The organism is Natrinema sp. DC36, assembly GCF_020405225.1.
Taxonomy (GTDB): Archaea; Halobacteriota; Halobacteria; order Halobacteriales; family Natrialbaceae; genus Natrinema.
Genome location: NZ_CP084472.1, coordinates 434,833 through 453,556, shown reverse-complemented (window position 1 = coordinate 453,556; position 18,724 = coordinate 434,833). Strand labels below are relative to the sequence as shown.

At 65.8% G+C, this 18,724-nt stretch carries 18 protein-coding genes; 10 read left to right on the top strand and 8 right to left on the bottom strand.

The window, feature by feature from the left end:
- Nucleotides 1–32: 32 nt before the first annotated feature.
- Nucleotides 33–1,331: a 3-phosphoshikimate 1-carboxyvinyltransferase gene (gene aroA / locus LDH74_RS02375; RefSeq protein ID WP_226041035.1), complete on the bottom strand. Its 1,299-nt coding sequence runs from the start codon at nucleotides 1,329–1,331 to the stop codon at nucleotides 33–35.
- Nucleotides 1,332–1,844: 513 nt separating this feature from the next.
- Nucleotides 1,845–2,993, bottom strand: coding sequence for a DUF2092 domain-containing protein (locus tag LDH74_RS02370; protein ID WP_226041034.1), 1,149 nt, complete (start codon nucleotides 2,991–2,993; stop codon nucleotides 1,845–1,847).
- 94 nt (nucleotides 2,994–3,087) lie between these two features.
- On the opposite strand from LDH74_RS02370, the gene LDH74_RS02365 reads away from it, so the two are divergent.
- Nucleotides 3,088–4,281 (top strand): Xaa-Pro peptidase family protein, encoded by a 1,194-nt coding sequence (locus LDH74_RS02365; protein WP_226041033.1) that lies wholly within the window; start codon nucleotides 3,088–3,090, stop codon nucleotides 4,279–4,281.
- A gap of 297 nt (nucleotides 4,282–4,578) precedes the next feature.
- Here LDH74_RS02365 and LDH74_RS02360 read toward each other — a convergent pair whose 3' ends face one another.
- Nucleotides 4,579–5,595 (bottom strand): aldo/keto reductase, encoded by a 1,017-nt coding sequence (locus LDH74_RS02360; RefSeq protein WP_226041032.1) that lies wholly within the window; start codon nucleotides 5,593–5,595, stop codon nucleotides 4,579–4,581.
- A 128-nt stretch (nucleotides 5,596–5,723) separates the two neighbouring features.
- Here LDH74_RS02360 and LDH74_RS02355 point away from each other — a divergent pair, with 128 nt between their 5' ends.
- A complete protein-coding gene (locus LDH74_RS02355; RefSeq protein WP_226041031.1) occupies nucleotides 5,724–7,352 on the top strand; it encodes an NAD-binding protein in 1,629 nt (542 codons plus the stop codon).
- A 23-nt stretch (nucleotides 7,353–7,375) separates the two neighbouring features.
- Here LDH74_RS02355 and LDH74_RS02350 read toward each other — a convergent pair whose 3' ends face one another.
- The 3 genes from LDH74_RS02350 to LDH74_RS02340 form a co-directional block, all read right to left on the bottom strand.
- On the bottom strand, nucleotides 7,376–7,534 hold the full coding sequence (locus tag LDH74_RS02350) for a GrpB family protein (RefSeq protein ID WP_226041030.1): 159 nt from the start codon (nucleotides 7,532–7,534) through the stop codon (nucleotides 7,376–7,378).
- Entirely contained in the window at nucleotides 7,516–7,716 is a 201-nt protein-coding gene (locus LDH74_RS02345) for an aldo/keto reductase (protein WP_226041029.1), read from the bottom strand. Before LDH74_RS02345 ends, LDH74_RS02350 begins: the two co-directional genes overlap by 19 nt.
- A 141-nt stretch (nucleotides 7,717–7,857) precedes the next feature.
- Nucleotides 7,858–8,520 carry a helix-turn-helix domain-containing protein gene (locus LDH74_RS02340; RefSeq protein ID WP_345778546.1) on the bottom strand — a complete coding sequence of 221 codons (663 nt, stop codon included), beginning with the start codon at nucleotides 8,518–8,520 and terminating at the stop codon, nucleotides 7,858–7,860.
- 156 nt (nucleotides 8,521–8,676) lie between these two features.
- On the opposite strand from LDH74_RS02340, the gene LDH74_RS02335 reads away from it, so the two are divergent.
- Nucleotides 8,677–9,801 carry an NADH dehydrogenase subunit gene (locus LDH74_RS02335; protein ID WP_226041027.1) on the top strand — a complete coding sequence of 375 codons (1,125 nt, stop codon included), beginning with the start codon at nucleotides 8,677–8,679 and terminating at the stop codon, nucleotides 9,799–9,801.
- A 39-nt stretch (nucleotides 9,802–9,840) separates the two neighbouring features.
- Here the strand turns inward: LDH74_RS02335 and LDH74_RS02330 are convergent, their stop codons facing one another.
- On the bottom strand, nucleotides 9,841–10,797 hold the full coding sequence (locus LDH74_RS02330; RefSeq protein WP_226041026.1) for a TIGR03557 family F420-dependent LLM class oxidoreductase: 957 nt from the start codon (nucleotides 10,795–10,797) through the stop codon (nucleotides 9,841–9,843).
- A 298-nt stretch (nucleotides 10,798–11,095) separates the two neighbouring features.
- On the opposite strand from LDH74_RS02330, the gene LDH74_RS02325 reads away from it, so the two are divergent.
- The 4 genes from LDH74_RS02325 to LDH74_RS02310 all read left to right on the top strand — a co-directional run bounded on the left by LDH74_RS02325 (nucleotide 11,096) and on the right by LDH74_RS02310 (nucleotide 14,790).
- Nucleotides 11,096–12,103 carry an ABC transporter ATP-binding protein gene (locus tag LDH74_RS02325; RefSeq protein WP_226041025.1) on the top strand — a complete coding sequence of 336 codons (1,008 nt, stop codon included), beginning with the start codon at nucleotides 11,096–11,098 and terminating at the stop codon, nucleotides 12,101–12,103.
- On the top strand, nucleotides 12,100–12,873 hold the full coding sequence (locus LDH74_RS02320) for an ABC transporter permease (protein WP_226041024.1): 774 nt from the start codon (nucleotides 12,100–12,102) through the stop codon (nucleotides 12,871–12,873). Before LDH74_RS02325 ends, LDH74_RS02320 begins: the two co-directional genes overlap by 4 nt.
- Nucleotides 12,874–12,927: 54 nt before the next feature.
- Nucleotides 12,928–14,364, top strand: coding sequence for a tRNA pseudouridine(13) synthase TruD (truD, locus tag LDH74_RS02315; RefSeq protein WP_226041023.1), 1,437 nt, complete (start codon nucleotides 12,928–12,930; stop codon nucleotides 14,362–14,364).
- A 129-nt stretch (nucleotides 14,365–14,493) separates the two neighbouring features.
- Nucleotides 14,494–14,790: a hypothetical protein gene (locus tag LDH74_RS02310; protein ID WP_226041022.1), complete on the top strand. Its 297-nt coding sequence runs from the start codon at nucleotides 14,494–14,496 to the stop codon at nucleotides 14,788–14,790.
- A gap of 32 nt (nucleotides 14,791–14,822) precedes the next feature.
- Here LDH74_RS02310 and LDH74_RS02305 read toward each other — a convergent pair whose 3' ends face one another.
- Nucleotides 14,823–15,344 (bottom strand): hypothetical protein, encoded by a 522-nt coding sequence (locus tag LDH74_RS02305; RefSeq protein WP_226041021.1) that lies wholly within the window; start codon nucleotides 15,342–15,344, stop codon nucleotides 14,823–14,825.
- A gap of 96 nt (nucleotides 15,345–15,440) precedes the next feature.
- Between LDH74_RS02305 and LDH74_RS02300 the strand changes: the two genes are divergently transcribed.
- The 3 genes from LDH74_RS02300 (at nucleotide 15,441) to LDH74_RS02290 (ending at nucleotide 18,722) form a co-directional block, all read left to right on the top strand.
- Complete coding sequence (locus LDH74_RS02300) at nucleotides 15,441–15,893, top strand: zinc ribbon domain-containing protein (protein ID WP_226041020.1); 453 nt, start codon at nucleotides 15,441–15,443, stop codon at nucleotides 15,891–15,893.
- A gap of 26 nt (nucleotides 15,894–15,919) precedes the next feature.
- Nucleotides 15,920–16,762 carry a 5'/3'-nucleotidase SurE gene (gene surE / locus LDH74_RS02295; RefSeq protein ID WP_226041019.1) on the top strand — a complete coding sequence of 281 codons (843 nt, stop codon included), beginning with the start codon at nucleotides 15,920–15,922 and terminating at the stop codon, nucleotides 16,760–16,762.
- 82 nt (nucleotides 16,763–16,844) lie between these two features.
- On the top strand, nucleotides 16,845–18,722 hold the full coding sequence (locus tag LDH74_RS02290; protein WP_226041018.1) for a type II/IV secretion system ATPase subunit: 1,878 nt from the start codon (nucleotides 16,845–16,847) through the stop codon (nucleotides 18,720–18,722).
- Nucleotides 18,723–18,724: the final 2 nt, after the last annotated feature.

Sequence of the window (18,724 nt, the reverse complement as noted above, 5' to 3'; positions counted from 1 at the left end):
CGTCCGACGGGTCATCGACGGGACGACGGTCGCTACTGCCGCCCGTCGCGCTCGAGTCCGACCCCTAACTCCTCGAGCATCCCGAAGAAACCCGGGAACGAGACGTCGACGTGGTCGGCCCCCTCGATGGTGGTCTCGCCGTCGGCGACTAGCCCCGCGAGCGCGAGCGCCATGATGATCCGGTGGTCGTCGCGTCCGGAGACGGTCGCCCCCGAGAGGCTCGAGTCGCCGCCGTGGATCATCAGCGAGTCCCGTTCCTCGGTCGTCTCGACGCCCATCTTGCCCAGCTCTTCGGCCATCGCGCTCACGCGGTCGGTCTCCTTGTACCGAACGTGCTCGGCGTTCGTGATGTGCGTGTTGCCCTCTGCGACCGCGCCCAGCGTCGCGATCGTCGGGAGCAGATCGGGTGTGTCCTCGACGTCGACCTCGATCCCGGAGAGCGGAGCCTTCGCAACGTCGATCGTTCCCGCGTCGCGGTCCCAGTCGACGTCGGCACCCATGCGCTCGACGATGTCGACGATCGCGGTATCGCCCTGCGCGCTCGGATGAGCGCCCTCGATGCGGACGCCCTCGTTGCCGGCGATCGCACCCGCCGCCAGCGGATACGAGATCGACGAGAAGTCGCCGGGCACAGCGTAGTCGCCACCCGCGGGGCGGTAGGACTGCCCGCCGTCGACCGCGAAGCCGGCGTCCGTCTTCCGCGCCTCGACGCCGAAGTCGTCGAGCACCTCGAGCGTGATGTCGACGTACGGCGCGGACTTGAGTTCGGTCTCGAGGTCGATCGCGATCCCCTCGTCGGTGACCGCACCGGCCAGCAGCAGGGCGGTGATGTACTGCGAGGAGACGTCGCCCGGAATCGAGAGTTCGCCGCCAGCGAGCGGACCGGTGACGACCAGCGGGGCCTGCCCGTTCCCGCGGGTGCTGTCGGCCTGGGCTCCGAGATCGGTCAGCGCCTCGAGCAGCGGGCCCTGGGGACGCGAGCGCAGGGACTCGTCGCCGGTCAGCACCGAGGTGCCGTCGGCCAGTGCGGCCGCGGCGGTGACGAGACGCATCGTCGTCCCGCTGTTCGCGCAATCGATGACGTCCGCCGGGACGTCGGGTCGTCCGTCGAAGCCGTCGATTTCGAGGGTCTCGTCCTCGCATCGGTCGACATCGCCGCCGAAGAGTTCCACCGCGCGGGCGGTCGCCTTGGTGTCCGCGCTCCAGAGCGCGTCGCGGACGGTCGCCTCGTCGGCGTAGCCCGCCGCGAGGATCGCCCGGTGCGTGTAGCTCTTCGAGGGCGGTGCCCGCGCCGTCCCCCCGACGCTCGAGGGCGTGATAGTGACGTTCATGGTCGCTCTGTGGGGTGGCCCCGCCTTACCGATACCGATCCCGTTAGTCCCGTCTCGAGGTGATCGATTCGGACAGTCCGGTTGTGAGTATAGTGGGACCGATCAGTAGACGTGCGAACATACCGACTCTTCAACCACCGTGCTAAGTAGCCAAGAAATCCCTTCACCGAAATTACTTGTACGCGAGGAAGATTGCCATCAGTATGGACAGTAGCGCATCAAGCAAGCGTCTCCCGTCACGGGTAGCGTGGGTGTTGGGAAGCATTTCCGTCGTTCTCGGGGTCACTGCTTCAGACTATCTCGAGGCGGGTCCCCTTGTAGCGGTCGCCGCAACCGCTGTCTTGATGTTGGTTCTGGCCCTCGCCTACGAGTTCGTGTCCACCTGAACACCTCGTCTTATTCTACTGCCATACCCAATAGGATCCAATTGTCATCCGTTAACTGCTTGGCCTGTACCGATCAGCAGAGCGTTCCTGTCCGAATGACAGTCGAAAAGAGGCGTCTACGAACGGATTACGAACAGCCGATCGAGGCCGCGATCTCGAGAAGCGGCGTGTCGTCGGTGAGGCTCGAGACCTCGTAGCTCAGGTCGTCGCACGTCCAGAAAATGCTTTGAATTCGCCCGTCGCGACGGTAGGCCGTGGTGCCGTCGACCTCGATCTCCTCGACATCCGGCGACGTCGGGCTGAACCGCTGGAACTCTCGGACGGCCACGTAGAGTTCGCGTGCGATCACGTTCGGATCGTTGTACCACAGCATCGCGGTGGTTCCACCGTACTCGTCTTCTCGATCGATGACGGTGATCCGGTCGAGCGCGTACGCGTCCGGCACGTCCGGATCCGGAAGCCCGTACGGGAGGTGCGCTTCGGCGGCCTCTCGACTCTCGAAGACGCCCTCGGGCTCGCGACCGTCGGTAACGACGGTCGCTCCGTTCGGCGGTTCGTACGTGAACGTCCCCGGTTCGAGCCCCTCGTCGATCGAGAGGTTCTCGTACGTGACGGTCAGTTCGTGGCGCGTCTCACCGTCTTCACGCATCGTGTTCCGTTCCTTGATCGGATACCGATACTCGGCATCGATCCACACGGTCCGGACCACCTCGAGTTTCTCAAGATCTTGGATGATATTCACCGGCATGACGTACGTCGTGTCTCCGACGACGAGTTCGACCTTCGGGCCGATGTCGTCGACCTGTGGTTTCGTCTCGACGACGTGTGCAGTGCGGCCGTCGACAGTCTCGGTTCCCTCGTAGCCGAGGCGGTACTCCTCGAGGAGGTTCTCGAGAACGAGACGCGTTCGGTCGGTGTCGACCTTGTTTGGATGATACTGTTTGTCCACCACCTCCGTTGACGGGTTGTACTCCCACGTCGTCGCCCGATTCGTCACGGTGATCGAACCGACCGGGACGTCCGGATCGGTCGACTCGAGCACTTCGATCCGCTGTTTGGCCGGCGGCCGTCGAGCGATGCGCTCGACTCGTTCGACGGTCTCGTCCGAGGCGCCGGCCGACACGGTTCGCCGGGCCTCGAGGGAGCGCATGTGGCGGCGCGTCTCGATCGCGTCTCGAACGAGACCCGCGCCCGTCGGCGTCTCGTCGTCGGGATCGCTGAGACAGCCGGCGAGTGCGACTGCGGCACTCGTTGCGAGGAGCCGACGACGGTTCATATCCGGGAATTACCATCGCTAGTGATAAGTTTGTGGGTATGAACCGATGGCCGGGAACCCCGGGATTATGTACGCCGCTGTCACACGTGCGTCCATGAACCTCGACGTCGATCTCTCTGCCCTTCGCGAATTTCTCGAGGCCAACGAGCTGGACGGCTATCTGATCGATGACGACGCTTCGGATTCCGACCAGCGGTACGTCTCCGGCTTCACGGCACCGGACCCCTTTCAGACGCTCGTGACCGCCGACGGGGTCCACCTGCTCGTCTCCGGCCTCGAGTACGGTCGCGCGAGCGCGGAGGCGAGCGCCGACTCCGTCACTCGTCGGGCAGCGTACGAGTACCAGCAATTCGTCGCCGAGTACGGCCGGTACGAGGGGAAGATCCGCATGCTGGCGGCGTTTCTCGAGGACCACGCCGTCGACTCGATTGCAGTCCCCCAGAACTTCCCGACGGGAACCGCGGACGGGCTCCGCGAGCACGGTCTCGCGGTGACGGTCGAACGCGAGGGGATCGTGACGGACATCCGCGCGACGAAAACCGAGTGGGAGGTCGACCAGATCCGGGCGAGCCAGCGGGCGAACGAGGCCGCGATGGCGAGAGCGGAGGAGCTGATCGCGACCGCGGGCGTCGAGGACGGCGTCCTCGTTCGCGACGGCGACGTGCTCACCAGCGAACGCGTCACGGAAGAGATCGAGGTCACCCTGCTCCGCCACGGCTGTGCGCTCGACGAGACGATCGTCGCCTGCGGAGCCGACGGTGCGGACCCCCACGACCGCGGGAGCGGGCCGCTCGAGCCCGACGAGCTGATCGTGATCGATATCTTCCCGCGGGACAAGGAGACGGGCTACTTCGCGGACATGACCCGGACGTTCGCCCGCGGCGATCCCGGCGAGGAGGCCCGGCGACGCTACGAGGTCACGTGGGAGGCCTACGAGGCCGCGCTCGAGACCGTCGAAGCCGGCGTGACGGGAGCCGCCGTCCACGCCGCGGCCTGTGACGTGATCGAGGACGCGGGCTACGAAACGCTGCGAAGCGATCCGAACACGGAGACGGGATTCATCCACAGTACCGGTCACGGCGTCGGCCTCGACATCCACGAGGAGCCCAGCGTCTCGCCCTCGGGCGGCGAGCTCGAGGCCGGCCACGTCATTTCGATCGAACCCGGCATCTACGATCCCGCGGTCGGCGGCGTCCGTATCGAGGATCTGATCGCCGTCACCGAGAACGGCTACGAGAACCTGACCGAATATCGGATCGCGCTCGAACCGACGGCCGATGATCGATAGTAGATAGACGCACGATTCCGTTCTTCACAGCCACTCGTGGAAATCGGGGAAAGAATGCTACTACGTTCACTTCGGACCGGTCAACTGACGCGGTGGCGCGCGCTGTCGGCTGCCCGAGTAATAGCGAGGGCAGTCGACGATGTTGCGCGAGGGATGGGCGAACGCTAGTGAGCGAATCGGCTGGGGAGGGTGTGGCTCTCCTAGTTACCACGATAGCAGGGCGCTTCGTTCCCTGATCACGTCAGAAAGCACTGTTCCGTTCACACGAACGAATCCGTCTACCAATTACTGTGAAACTCAGCGATAGCCGTCGCCGTCCCCACCGCGAGCGTCGTCGATCCGTCCGAACTGCTCGTCGCTCAACTCGAGTTCGACCGCGCCGACGTTCTCCTCGAGCTGGTCGGGCGTTCGCGCGCCGACGATCGGCACGCAGGTGAACCGATCCTGTTCCATCAGCCAGCGCAGCGAGACCTGCGCCGGCGTGGCGTCGACCTGCTCGGCGACGGACTCGACGGCCTCGAGCACTTCCCACGCGGTCTCGCTGGTATAACGGTCCTCGAAGAGGTCCGTGAGGGTGCCCCGGGAGCCGTCGGGCGCGATCACGCTGCCGTCCTCGCCCCGCTCGTACTTTCCGGTGAGGAAGCCACCCGCGAGCGGCGAGTACGGACAGACGGCGATGTCCTGATCCGCACAGACCTCGAGGTAGTCCGTCACGTCGTCGGTGTCGGCCGCGTTGAACATCGGCTGGGTCACGTCGAAGCGCTCGAGGCCCTCGACGTCGCTGGTCCACAGCGCCTTGGTGAGCTTCCAGGCGGCCATGCTCGAGGCTCCCAGATAGTGGACTTTCCCCTCGCGGACGAGTTCGGTCAGCGTCCGCATCGTCTCCCGGATCGGCGTGTTCTCGTCCCAGCGGTGGATATAGTACAGATCGAGGTAGTCGGTTCCCAGCCGCTCGAGGGTGCCCTCGATCTGTGCGCGGATGTGCTTGCGTCCCAGCCCGGAGTCGTTCGGACCGGGCTCGCCGCGACCGTCGAAGGGAAAGTAGACCTTCGAGGCGATGACGACGTCCTCGCGGTGGATATCGCGGTCCTCGAGCCACTCGCCGATCCACTCCTCGCTGGTGCCGTTCGGATCGCCGTAGACGTTCGCGGTGTCGATGAAGTTGATGCCGCGATCCCAGGCGGTGTCGAGCAGTTCGCGGGCCTGCTCGCGGTCGGTTTCGACGGTGCCGTCGCTCTCCTTTCCGAAGCGCCAGGTGCCGAAGCAGAGTCTCGAGACTGTCGTGCCCGTGTCACCGAGCGTGGTGTACTCCATGGCTACTGGTTCAATAGCGAGGAACAAAACGGATTGGAAAGCGGTGAGGTGGCAGTCGGTGTCGTCACATCACTGCACGAGGGGTGGACTTCCGAAGCTACAAACCACTCGATAGTCACGTACCAATGATGAACCACTGGTGGCGGCGAATCGTTCTCTCGCTGGTCGCCGTTCTCGTTCTCGTCCTCGTCTATGCGTGGCTCTACCAACTGGGAATGGCCACGTTCGAGGGTGAAACGAGGACGTACGCCGATGCGATCCAGACCGTCATCGAAACGCTGACGACGGCCGGTTTCGGCGGTGACGCGGGCGACTGGCAGAGTCCTCAGATGAACCTGTTTGTGGTCGTCATGAACCTCACGGGCGTCCTGCTCGTCTTCCTCGCGCTACCGCTAATCGTCGTCCCGCTGTTCCAGCAGGCGCTCGAGGATCGGCCACCGGAGTCGACCGAGCTCACCGACCACATCGTCATCTGCTCGTACACGCCGCGTTCGGACGTGCTCGCGGGAGAGCTCGAGGCGGCGAACGTCCCCTACGTCTTCATCGACGACGACCCCGAGCTGGTCGTCGAGCTCAACAGCGAGGGGACCAACGCCATCTACGGCGAACTCGATCAGGAGGAGACGCTGCAGGCGGCGAACGCCGCGGACGCTCACGCGCTCGTTACCGACATCGACGACGAGACGAACGCGATGGTGATCCTCACGGCGCGAGAGCTTTCAAGCGAGCTCAGGATCGTCAGCGTGGTCGAAGACGAGGACGTCGCGAGCTATCACCGCTACGCCGGTGCCGACGAAATCGTCCGGCCGCGACGGGTGCTCGGACAGAGCCTGGCGACGAAGGCGACGACGACGGTCTCCGAGGAGCTTCGGGACACGATCGAGCTCAGCGAGGAGCTCGCAGTGACCGAACTCCTCGTCCAGGAGCACAGCGACCTCGTCGGCCAGACGATCCCGGAGTCGGGCATCCGAGACCGGATGGGGATCACCGTCATCGGCGCGTGGTTCAACGGGGAGTTCGTCCCCGTTCCCGGCCCCGAAAACGTGATCGACGGCAATACGATCCTGCTCGTCGCTGGTCGCCGCGACGACCTCACGGAGCTGAAATCGCAGACCGTGTCGTCGCTGCGGCACAATCCGGACCGTGTGGTCGTCGGCGGCTACGGCGTCGTCGGACGAACCGCGGTCGAGACCCTGGTATCCGGCGGCGTCTCGACATGCGTCGTCGATATCGTAGACGAGGCCGGTGTCGACGTCGTCGGCGACGTCACCGACGAATCGGTCCTCGAGGATGCAGCCGTCGATGATTCCCGTTCGATCATTCTCACCCTCGACGACGATGTGACGACGATCTACGCGACGCTGGTCCTCAAACAGGTCGCTCCCGGCGTCGAGATCATCGCACGTGCGAACGAGACCGAGAACATTCCGAAGCTCTACCGAGCGGGAGCCGAGTACGTTCTGTCGCTGTCGACGGTGACCGGCCGGATGCTCGCCTCCATCCTGATCGAGGACGAAGAGATCCTCACGCCGGAGACTCAGTTCGAACTCGTTCGAACGACTGCCCCGCGGATCGTCGGCCGGAGTCTCGGCGACGTGGACCTACGAGCGCGGACGGGGTGTACCGTCGTCGCGGTCGAACGGAACGGAGACCTGCTGACCGACCTCGGACCGGAGTTCGTCGTCAGCGTGGACGACATGCTGATCGTCGCGGGGAGCGACGAGGCGATCAATCAGTTCGTCACGCTCGCGTGCTGAGCCCGGCGCGTCTGCCCCCTCCGTTACGACTCGAGTGTCGGAACCGCGAACGCGAAGGCCAACTCGTCGTCCGTTCGGGCGACCTCGAGGAGCCGTTCGACGAACGCCGTTTTCCCCATCGAGTAAGCGAGGAGGTCGTCGTGGTCGGTCGCCAGGTCGCGTTTCAGCGCCTCGTACTCCACACGGCGGTCGGACGCGCGGCGAGGACGTCGCGCTCGCTGCGGCCGTCGTCGACGACGGCCGCCGTGTCGATGAAGTCGATCTCCGACTCGAGGGTGGCGCGAACGACATCACGGCCGGTTTCGTCGGAGACGCCACCCCAACTGCCGCCGATGTTTCTGGTGCCGAATCCGACCGCCGACACGTCGCGTCCGGTCGAACCGAGTCGTCGATAGTTCGCGCGTGATCGATGGCGGTAGTATCGGGTATGCCTTGCCCAGGAGCAATCGCCACGCACGCCGATTCCGCACCGATTCGACACTGGTTCCGCGACGAAACGGCACCCTCAGAACGGTCCACCGCGGACGAGCCCTTCCATGACGGTCCGTTCGGCCCGCCGGAGCAACTCCCCCGCCGTCCCGCTCGAGCAGTCCAGCCGATCGGCGACATCCTCGAGCGAGGCCTCTCGCGTCGCGCGGTAGTAGCCGCAGTCGACGGCCGCGGAGACGGCCTCGAACTGGCGCTGGGTCAGGGCCGCCCGCGCGTCGATCCGTCCGGCGCGGTACTCGCCGATCGACAGGACGTCGACGTGCATCGCGTCGGACACGTCGTCGACCACCGTCTGGATCGCTTCGCTGGGGCCGACCGCCGTCAGCCGGATCGTGCCGTCGGCGCGGTGCTCTAGCGGCGGGACGACGATCAGTCCCGGCTGTTCGACCGCGTCCGCGAACGTTCGATCGGCTCCCGTCAGCGTCTCCCGCACGTACAGGTACAGGGAATCGTCGCGACAGGGTGCGAGTTCGTACTCGAGTATCGAGGGCGCGTCCTCGAGGGCGCGCTCGTAGGGTGCTCGTGGACCGTCGACGTGGAACAGCATCGCGTGCTCGTCACCGTACCGGTTTCCGTAGAGCAATCTCGACGCGGTGTACGCCTCGTGTTCGACGACGAACTGGTGCATCGGATGCCGTTCAGCCGGCGGTCGCCGAAGGCTCAGCTCGAGATAGCGCATTTCACTGGCCTGACGTACGTCCACTGTCACCTACAAAGCTACCGTCTCGGCGGACCGCTGGGAGGCGGATCGAACGCCTGCACGATGCGACCTATAAAGACCCCTCATATCTGCGGATCAAGTCGGACGATCGCGCCGGGCGAGTATCCACTCGGTATGACGACTCCACGCCTACGGGCGACCCGATCCGCGGAGTGGCCGGACGTTCGAACGCAGGCGAGCGACCTGATCCGGGTGGCCGGCGTCGCGGGCGCGGGTGGTGCCGGATTTCCCTCCTACGCGAAGTGGACGGATCTCGAGGCGGTCGATTCCCTCCTGATGAACCACCAAGAGAGCGAACCGAACTACTCCATCGACAAGTGGCTCGGGAAGACCCGCGCGGAGACGTTCGCCACACTGTTCGACGAGCTGATCGAGGGGGCGTTCGACCTGATCGTCGTCAGCGCGAAGTGGAAGGATCGCGACGAACACATGCAGGAACTCGAGGCCGAAACCGACGGGACGGTGATTCCGCCGGCCGAACTGCCGCTCGATCGGGACGCGGAGTCGGGCGTCGTATTCGCGTATACGGAGAACAAGTACCAGTACGGAATGGAGAGCGTTCTCCTCAAAACCGTCGACGGGACGGTCATCGGAAGCGACCTCCCCACCGATTACGGCTGGCTCGTCCAGAACACCGAGACCCTTTACGACATCGCCCGCGCGCTCTCGGCGGGCGCGCCAGTGACCCACAAGTACGTCCACGTCAGCGGCGAGGTGCCGCGAGACCGGTTCCTCGAGGTTCCGATCGGCACGCCCGCGAGCGAGCTCCTGCGCGCGGCCGACTGTCCGTCCGACGCGCTCCCCGCAGACGCAGTGATCGCCGACGGCGGGCCGGGCTGGTGCTTTCCGATTGATTCAGTACCCGACGAGTACGGTGTCCGCAAGCATACGAACTGCCTCCTCGTGCTCGACGCGGAGACCGTCGCGGAAAGTACGCTCGGCGGGGGGCGGATCGACGTGCTCGAGGAGTACGAGTGGAGCGACCGGGAGATGGAATCCGAACCAACTGCAACGATCGAACCGGACCGCGTCCGGATTCCGCTCGCGACGAACCCGAATCCGGAAGTCGTCGAACCTGCCGAACCGATCGTCGCGGTCGGCGACCGCGTCGAGCACGGCGATCGGATCGCGACCCCCAGTTCCGACGGGATCAGTATCCCTCAGCACGCGTCCGTCGCCGGCGAGGTGACGGCGGTGTCCGAGTCGGATATCGAGATCGAATCGCGCTCCGACGCGTAGCGAGCACCGAACCGGCGCGCCACTTCGATCACCGTCCCCTCAGCGGAACGACGGCAGTACCTCCTCCTCGTAGAACTCGAGCGCCTTCTCCTGTTCGTCACCGATCTGGTGGAAGTAGACGTGGTCGTAGCCCGCGTCGATCGCCTGCTCGATGCTGTCGATGTGGGCCTGCGGGTCGGGTTCGGTGGTGGTCCCGGCCTCGGCGATATCCTCTTTCTCGACCATCTGTGCGGCCTGTTCGAAGTGGACCGGCGTCGGCAGCTCCTGCCCGAGTTCGCCCGGAATCGAGCCGTTGGGCCACTGCTCGTAGATCGTCTCGATCGCTTCCTCTTCGCTATCGGCGTAGCAGCCGTGCAGTTGGGTGTACTTCGGCCCGTCTCCGCCGGCGTCCTCGTAGGCCTCGACCGGCTCCGATTTGGGGCCGGAACACCAGAGCCCGTCGGTGGTCTCGGCGACCCACTCGGCCGTCTGCGGGCCGAACGCGCTCCCGATCGTCGTCGGCTGCTCGTCCGGCACGGTGAAGAGCCGCGCGTTCTCGACCGTGTAGTGCTCGCCGTGGTGACTCGTCGTCTCGCCGGTCCAGAGCGAACGCATGACGTCCATCGCCTCGTCTAACATTTCGAGGCGAACGTCGTGTTCGGGCCAGCGCTCGCCCGTCACGTGTTCGTTCAGGTTCTCGCCGGTTCCGACGCCGAAGGTAAAGCGGTCGCCGAACATCTCGTCGGCGGTGGCGACGGCGTGGGCGACGTTGACCGGGTGAATCCGGATCGTCGGGCAGGTGACGCCGACGCCGACCTCGATCTCGTCGGTCGCGGTCGCGATACCACCCAGCGTCGACCAGACGAACGGTGATTCGCCCTGGGCCGACACCCACGGATGAAAGTGATCGGAAATCGAGAGGAAGTCGAAGCCGGCTTCCTCGGCGCGGCGGGCAATGTCGACCAGTTCCGTCGGGCCGAACTCCTCGCTCGAGAGGGTGTATCCGAGTTTCGTCATTCCCGATTTCGTATCACGACCGGACGGGTAACGGTTGTACCTGCGACGGCAAGAGCGCGGTTCGGAGCGAGCGCGGTTCGGAGCGAACGTAGTGAGCGAGAACCGCGGGGATGCGAACGGTGAGCGAAGCGAGCCGTGAGCGAACGTTGTGAGTGAGAAACACGAACGGCGCATCGCGCCGTGAGTAGGCGGTGAAGCTGTGAGAGAGAACCGTCCATTGCGAACGGACGTACGATAACCCGCGAGCCCGGCCGGCGGAATCGAACCCCTTACCCGCGATGCGCGGGAACCCGTCGGTATGGAAGCCGTAGTCGAAGCGACGGACCTCGAGAAGGTCTACGGCGAGACGACCGCCCTCTCGGGGGCGTCGCTCTCCGTCCAGAGCGGCGAGGTCTTCGCGCTGATCGGCCCGAACGGGGCCGGGAAGACGACGCTCGTCCGCGCGCTGACGGGGACCACCGAACCCGACGGCGGCAGCGCACGAATCCTCGGGGAGTCACCGTCGGCCGTCGACCGCGACCGACTCGGCGTGCTCCCACAGGAGTTCTCGCCACCGGGCAGGCTCAGCGCCAGGGAACTGCTCGCATACTATGCGGGGCTCTACGACGACGCGCGGGAGTCCAACAATGTCCTCGCGGACGTCGGCCTCGTCGACGCCGGCGACACCTGGTACGAGGACCTCTCGGGCGGCCAGCAGCGCCGGGTCTGCGTCGGCTCCGCGCTGGTCAACGACCCCGATCTGCTCTTCCTCGACGAGCCGACGACGGGCATCGATCCCGCCGGCCGCCGCACCGTCTGGCGACTGATCGAGGACCTCGCCGCGGGCGGGACAACCGTCGTCCTGACCACGCACGATATGGCCGAAGCCGAGCGGCTCGCCGACCGCGTCGGCCTGCTCGCCGACGGCTCGCTGGTTGCGCAGGGAAGCCCCGAAGCGCTCGTCCGGGAACACGGCGGCTCGAGCCGGCTCACGATCGAGACGGCGGCCGATCCGGACGCCTTCGCGGACCTCGAGTATCCGGTCGAACGCCCGGAGCGCGGCCGGGGCCGAAGCCCGGACGGGACAGTCGTCGTCCGCGATATCGATCCCGCCGCGATCGAAACCGTCGTCGACTATCTCGAGGCCCACGATATCGAGTACACCGAACTCTCGTGGGCCGAACCGGACCTCGAGGACGTCTATCTCTCCCTGGCCGACGCGACCGAGCGGGAGCGAACGGGTCAGCTCGCGGGCGTGGAGAACGGGGGAAGCGGGCGGAGCGGTTCCGACGAGTCTGATATCGCGCAGGCGGGTGAGACGGCGTGAGTCGGACGGGCCGCGTACGAGCCGAGACGAGCGCCGGCTGGCGGTCGTTCGTCCGCCGGCGGACGGCGGTCTTCTTCACCTTCTTCTTCCCGGTGATCTTGATCGTCATCTTCGGCGCGCTGATCCGCACCGATCCGACCGGCGAGGGCCTGTTCACCGAACCGGCGGCCTACTACGTGCCCGGCTATCTCGCCGTCGTCGTCCTCTTCACGCCGCTGTCGCGGATGGGCAGCGAGGTCGCGCGCCACCGCGAGGGGAGTCGCTTCGAGAAGCTCGCGACGACGCCGCTGACTCGAGGCGAGTGGTTGCTCGCTCAGACCGTCGTCAACGCTGCGATCATCGGGCTGGCGAGCCTGCTCATCCTCGGACTGGTAGTCGTGCTGACCGGCGCGGAGATCGCGTTCTCGCCGCTGCTGGTGCCCTACATCCTCGTCGGCGTCGTCTGCTTCTGTGGCGTCGGCGCGATGCTCGGTAGCTACACCGATTCGCAGGACGGCGCGGTCGCCGCGAGCAACGCGATCGGGCTCCCGCTGCTCTTCCTCTCGGAGACCTTCATCTCGCTTTCCCAACTGCCCGGCTGGTTCGAACCGCTCGTGAACCTCTCGCCGCTGACCTACTTCGCGCGGGGGGTGCGGGCCGCGACCTATTCGGGTGCCGAGACGCCCGCGGTCGCCGGCGTCGATCCCGCGCTCGCGAACCTCGGGATTCTCGTCGCGCTCGCCGTCGTCGCGTTCGCGCTGGGTGCGCGGTCGATTCCGCGGACGGACTGAGCGCCTCGAGAACGAACCGATTTACGCGCGGCACTCGAATCGACGGCAACCAGTATGCGCGCAGGCCACCCCACGGAGCAGGCCGTCGGTATGGAGTACTACGTCAGCGACGCGGACGGCGTCGGCGGCCGCCTCCGCGAGGACGACGCCGATTTCCGGGTGCGCGAACTCGAGCGCTTCGACACCGAACCCGTCGACGCGCCGACTGACGCCTACCCGCACCTCGTCTTTCGGGCGACGCTGCGGGGGTGGGACACCAACGACTTCGCCTCGCGGCTCTCGGACGCGCTGGGCGTCTCTCGCGAGCGAGTCAACTGGGCCGGTACGAAGGACAAGTACGCCGTGACGACCCAGCTGTTCTCGGTCTACGGGGCCGACCCCGCGGAGCTGCCCGAGATCAACGGGGTCGACATCGAGGTTCTGGGGCGGGCCGGCCGGAACCTCGAGTTCGGCGACCTCGCGGGCAACGAGTTCGAACTCGTGGTCACCGATCCCGAGCGGCCCGAAAACGCCGCGACGATCACCGACGAGTTGGGCGAATTCGGCGGGCTCGAGGACGGCGGTGGCGGCGTGTCGGACGGCGATTCGGACGGCGACGCCGCAGTTTCGATCGGCGTCCCCAACTTCTTCGGCCAGCAGCGCTTCGGGAGCCGTCGGCCGGTCACGCACGAAGTGGGTCTCGCGATCGCTCGCGACGACTGGGAGGGTGCGGTGATGGCCTATCTGGGGAATCCGACGGACGCGGAACCCGAGTCGACGCAGGAGGCCCGGACCTTCGTCGATCGCGAACTCCGACGGAGTTCGGATACCTCGAGCGGGGAGCAGCGCGACCCGCGAGAGGAGACGAGAGACTGGCAGGAAGCCCTCGAGCGGGTACCCAACCGCCTTCGCTACGAGCGATCGATGATCCACGCGCTCGCCGAGTACGACGGCGAGCCCGGCCCCGCGGAATTTCGGGAGGCCCTCGAGCGGGTTCCCTCGAACCTCCAGCGGCTGTTCGTCCACGCGGCCCAGTCCTACGCGTTCAATCTGATGCTGAGCGAGCGCCTCGAGCGCGGGCTGCCGTTCGACCGTCCCGTCGCGGGCGACGTGGTCTGTTTCTCGGACACCGACGCACCCGACGGGCTCGAGCTTCCCGACACCGACCGACTCCAGCGTGTCGACGAGCGCCGGGTCGACTCGGTGACCCGTCACTGTGAGCGCGGTCGTGCGTTCGTCACCGCGCCGCTGGTCGGCACCGAGACGGAACTCGCCGACGGCGAGCAGGGAAAAATCGAACGCACCGTCCTCGACGACCTCGGCCTCGAGCCCGCTGACTTCGATCTCCCCGGCGAGTTTCACTCGACCGGTACCCGACGCGCGATGCTCCTGCGAACGGATCTCCGCCTCGAGACCGAGCCGCTGGCGCTCGAGTTCGCGCTGCCGAAGGGGTCGTACGCGACGGTCGTCCTCCGAGAGTATCTGAAGGTCGATCCGGTCGACCTCGGATAGGAGTCGGACTTTCGACGGCGTCGGCCAGCCGTCACGGTCACCGCAGTTTTTAGGTCGCTGTCACGAGTACCGAACGGACGACATGGACATCGCGACTCACTATACGTCGGAGCGATCGGGTCCGCGAGCATGATCGGGACGAACGAGGACCGCGAGATCGTCGACTGGCGAACGCTAACCGAAGACGGGCAGACAGTGTACGAAATCGAGTATAACGAGCCAGTGTCCGAACCGACGGGGAGATCGAAGTCGCTGTTCGGTGCGAGCAGCGGCGGGACGGTTCCGGCGGGCGAGCAGTACTTTCACCTGCCGGACGGAGAGCGGATCCCCGCGAACGAAGCGGTGTTCGATGCCGACGGAACGACGTTGCGAGTCCGCCACGAACCGTCGATGGTGGCTCGCCTTCGGCGATACCTGCCGTGGTGACGACGTTGCTTGTGGTGAACCGCGGCCGGTGTTCAGGCGAAGTAGTCTCGGAGCACCGCGCCGAAGCCGGCGGCACCGATACAGATCGAGAGAATCGCGCCGACGCCGGTCACCGCGAGGATGCCGTTGATTCCTGCAGCGACCACCAGCGGCTTCAGCCAGCCGTCCTCGCGGCCGACCAGTCGTTCGGCGATTGCAAGGGAGGCGATCGCTGCGCCGATCGCCCACACGAGGTACGCGAGAAGTCCGAGTGGGAACGCCACCAGGATCCCGACGATCGTGATCACCAGGAGGAGAATTACGAGAGCGAGTGCGAGCAGTGAAACGATTCCGTACGCGAACGACCCGACTGGATCATCGAGCACGTCCACTATCATCCGTTCCGTGTACTCGGGGACGACGGCGACCAGAATCGCGCCGACGACGAGCGTGGTCAGGAACGCGGTGATCGCGCCCCCGAGGAGTCCGTTCGTCGTGCCGATATCGATGTCGACGCCGGGATTTGTCTGTACGATCAGCGTGACCGTCAAGAAAGCGTGACTGAGTCCGATCATAGCCCCCAGAGGGACTGCAGTGATGTGAACGTACTGTGTCGTCGCCGTTCCGGGACCTGCTGACAGACTTTTGCTCGCTCGTCTCCTACCACAACTGTGCGCAGCAAACACCTACAGCGGGAAATCGACGACCTCGTGGCGCAGGGATGGAAAATAGAGGAAGAAACGCCCGATCGTGTCGTGCTGGTCGACCGGGAGTTCGGCTCGGTGATCTCACACGTCCTGATCGCCCTCCTGACGTTCTGGTTCTCGATGGGGCTGGGAAACGTCGTCTGGGGCGCGTACAATTACGTCTCGAACTCCCAGCGTCGCGTCCTCTGGGAGGACGGCGGCGATTGTCCGTCCTGCGGTGCGGACGTGCCGTCGTCCGCGGACTACTGCCCGTCCTGCGGTGCGGACTTCGAGTCGGTCGCCGAGCCGAACGAGGGCGTCGTCTGCCCCGAATGCGACGCAGTCGCCGCCGACGGGTCGCGGTACTGTCCGTCCTGCGGAACGAAACTCGCGGCCACGTTCGGTCGCTCGTCGTCGGGGAACCGAACTGATACGTAGCTCGCCCGCTATCGACTGAACAGGCAATGGAACTGGACTCGGACCCCCACATCCTCCTGACGAACGACGACGGGATCGACGCGCCCGGCATTCGGGCACTGCACGACGCGCTCTCGGCGGTCGGGACGGTCACCGTCATCGCGCCCGATCGAAACCGGAGCGCTGTCGGCCGATCGCTCTCCTACGGCCGGACGAGGTCGTCGCGCGACGATGACGACTTTTCGCTGGATCTGGAGACGGACTCGTTCACCTCGCCGGTCCCCCACACCGAACACGAACTCGGCTACGCCGTCGACGGTACCCCCTGTGACTGCGCCATCGTCGGCACGAAAGGCCTCGAGCCCCGACCCGACATCGTCGTCTCGGGCTGTAACTCGGGCGCGAACCTCGGAGCCTACGTCTTCTCCCGATCGGGGACGGTCAGCGCCGCGATGGAAGCGGCGTTTCTCGAGACGCCGTCGATCGCCGTCTCGATGGACACCCTCGGCTACGATCGGGACCTCGAGCCGGGGGATTTCGAGCGAGCGGGCGAGATCACCGCCGATCTCGTCGCCGGTGCCGCCGGGACCGGACTGTTCGACCGCGTCGACTACCTGAACGTCAACGTCCCCCGGCCGGATCGCGAGCCGAACGGGTTCGAACTGACCCGACCGACCGAAGTCTACGAGATGGACGCCGCGTTCGAAAACGGCGCGTTTCAGTTGACTAACCGGCTCTGGCAGCAGATGGCGAACCGGGACATTCCCGACGCCGAGGACACCGATCGTCACGCCCTGCTCGAGGAACGGGTGTCGATTTCTCCACTTCGGGTCCCCTACGAGGTCGTGGATACGGAACCGGTCCGTAACGTCTTCGACGAAATTCTGTAAACCCGGTCTATCACTGCGTTCCGACTTTTCAGAAGCCAGTACGGTTTAGGTGGTCGGCTCACAAGGGGGACGCAATCGATCGATGTCGGACCGCAATCAGTCGGACGAACGCGACGACAATCGGGGACGGCTCCCCTCGAGTCCCCCGAGCGACGTCGGCCCGGCGTCCGAGACGGAGACCGACGTCGACTCCGTCGTCGCTCGGACCGATACCGGGACGACGGCGGACGACAAGACGACTGCGGGCGACGACGGAGAGACTGAGCAGGCGTCGGCTATCGCACCCGCCGACCCGCGGTCGAAGCGGCAGGTCATCGACGCAGTGCTCACGGACGTGACGGCGTTTTTCGACGAGCGCTTCGACGACGCCACCGATGAGGCGTTCCCCGGTCGCCCGTCCGACGCGTTCATCGAGGGGGAGTTCTTCGATTTCACTTACCTCGACGACTACGAGGAAGTCGAGCGCTACTGGGTGAACAGGCCGTACGCGTACGTGACGGTACTGTACGACGACGCGACCAACACCAATCGGTATCACGTCGTCGAACCCGATCTCGACGAGTTCGAGGAGTACGTCCGGGAGGACCTGATCCGCTCGCTCCGGAGCGACCTGATGTACAAGGAGTTCGACGGCGAGGTAAATCGGGCGGCCGCCTTCGACGAGGAAGTGCCGAGAGTCATGCGCGAACACGCCGCCACCGTCGGCGACGGCTCCCTGCAGCAACTCCTCTACTACCTCCGCCGGGACTTCGTGAACTACGGGAAGATCGATCCCATCATGCGCGATCGAGCCGTCGAGGACATCTCCTGTGACGGCGCGGCCAAACCCGTCTTCGTCTACCACCACGGCTACCGCGACCTCCGGACGAACCTCGCGTTCGGCGACGAGCGGCTGAGCGCCTACGTCGTGCGCCTCGCCCAGCGGGCCGGCAAACATCTCTCGGTCGCCGACCCGCTGGTCGACGCCTCCTTACCCGACGGCTCGCGGGTCCAGCTCACCCTCGGCGGCGAGGTGACGACCGGCGGCGCGAACTTCACCGTCCGGAAGTTCGCCGAGGTACCGTTCACGCCCGTCGACCTCGTCAACTGGGGGACGTTCTCGCTCGAGCAGATGGCCTACCTCTGGCTGGCCGTCGAGAACAACGCCTCGCTCATGTTCGCGGGCGGCACCGGCTCGGGGAAGACGACCAGCCTCAACGCGGTCTCGATGTTCGTCCCGCCCGAGAGCAAGGTCGTCTCCATCGAGGACACGCCGGAGCTCACGCTCCCCCACGACAACTGGATTCAGAGCGTTACCAGAGACGGCGTCACCGCGGGCGGGCGCGGCTCCGTCGGGATGTTCGACCTGCTGCAGGCCGCCCTGCGCCAGCGACCGGAGTACCTCGTCGTCGGCGAGATCCGCACCGAAAGCGACGTCGCACTCACCTTCTTCCAGTCGATCGCCACCGGCCACACGGCGTACACGACGTTTCACGCCGACTCCGTCCGCGGGCTGTTGAGTCGACTCCGGAACGAGCCGTTGAACGTCCCGACGCAGATGATCGGCAACCTCGATATCGTCTCGATCCAGCAGCAGACAACCCAGAACGGCAAGCGCGTCCGGCGGAATCGACGGCTCGTGGAGTTCAGCCACGGCGATCCGGACGGGGACGCCGACGAGATCGCCCCGCACGAGGTGTTTCGGTACGATCCCCACGCCGATCGGTTCGAACAGACCTCGGGATCGACGGTCCTCGGCGCCATCGCCGACGAACGGGGCTGGACGCCCGGGCACATCGAGCGGGAACTCGATCGACGGGAAGCGGTCCTGCGATACCTCCTCGAGGCCGAAATAACCGATTACGAGAGCGTCGCGCGGGTTATCCAGGGGTTCATCCGCGATCCGGAGTACATCCTCGAGGAGGTCCGCGCCGGCGACCTCGACCCCGACGAGATCGCGATGACGGAGGCCGACGACTGAAC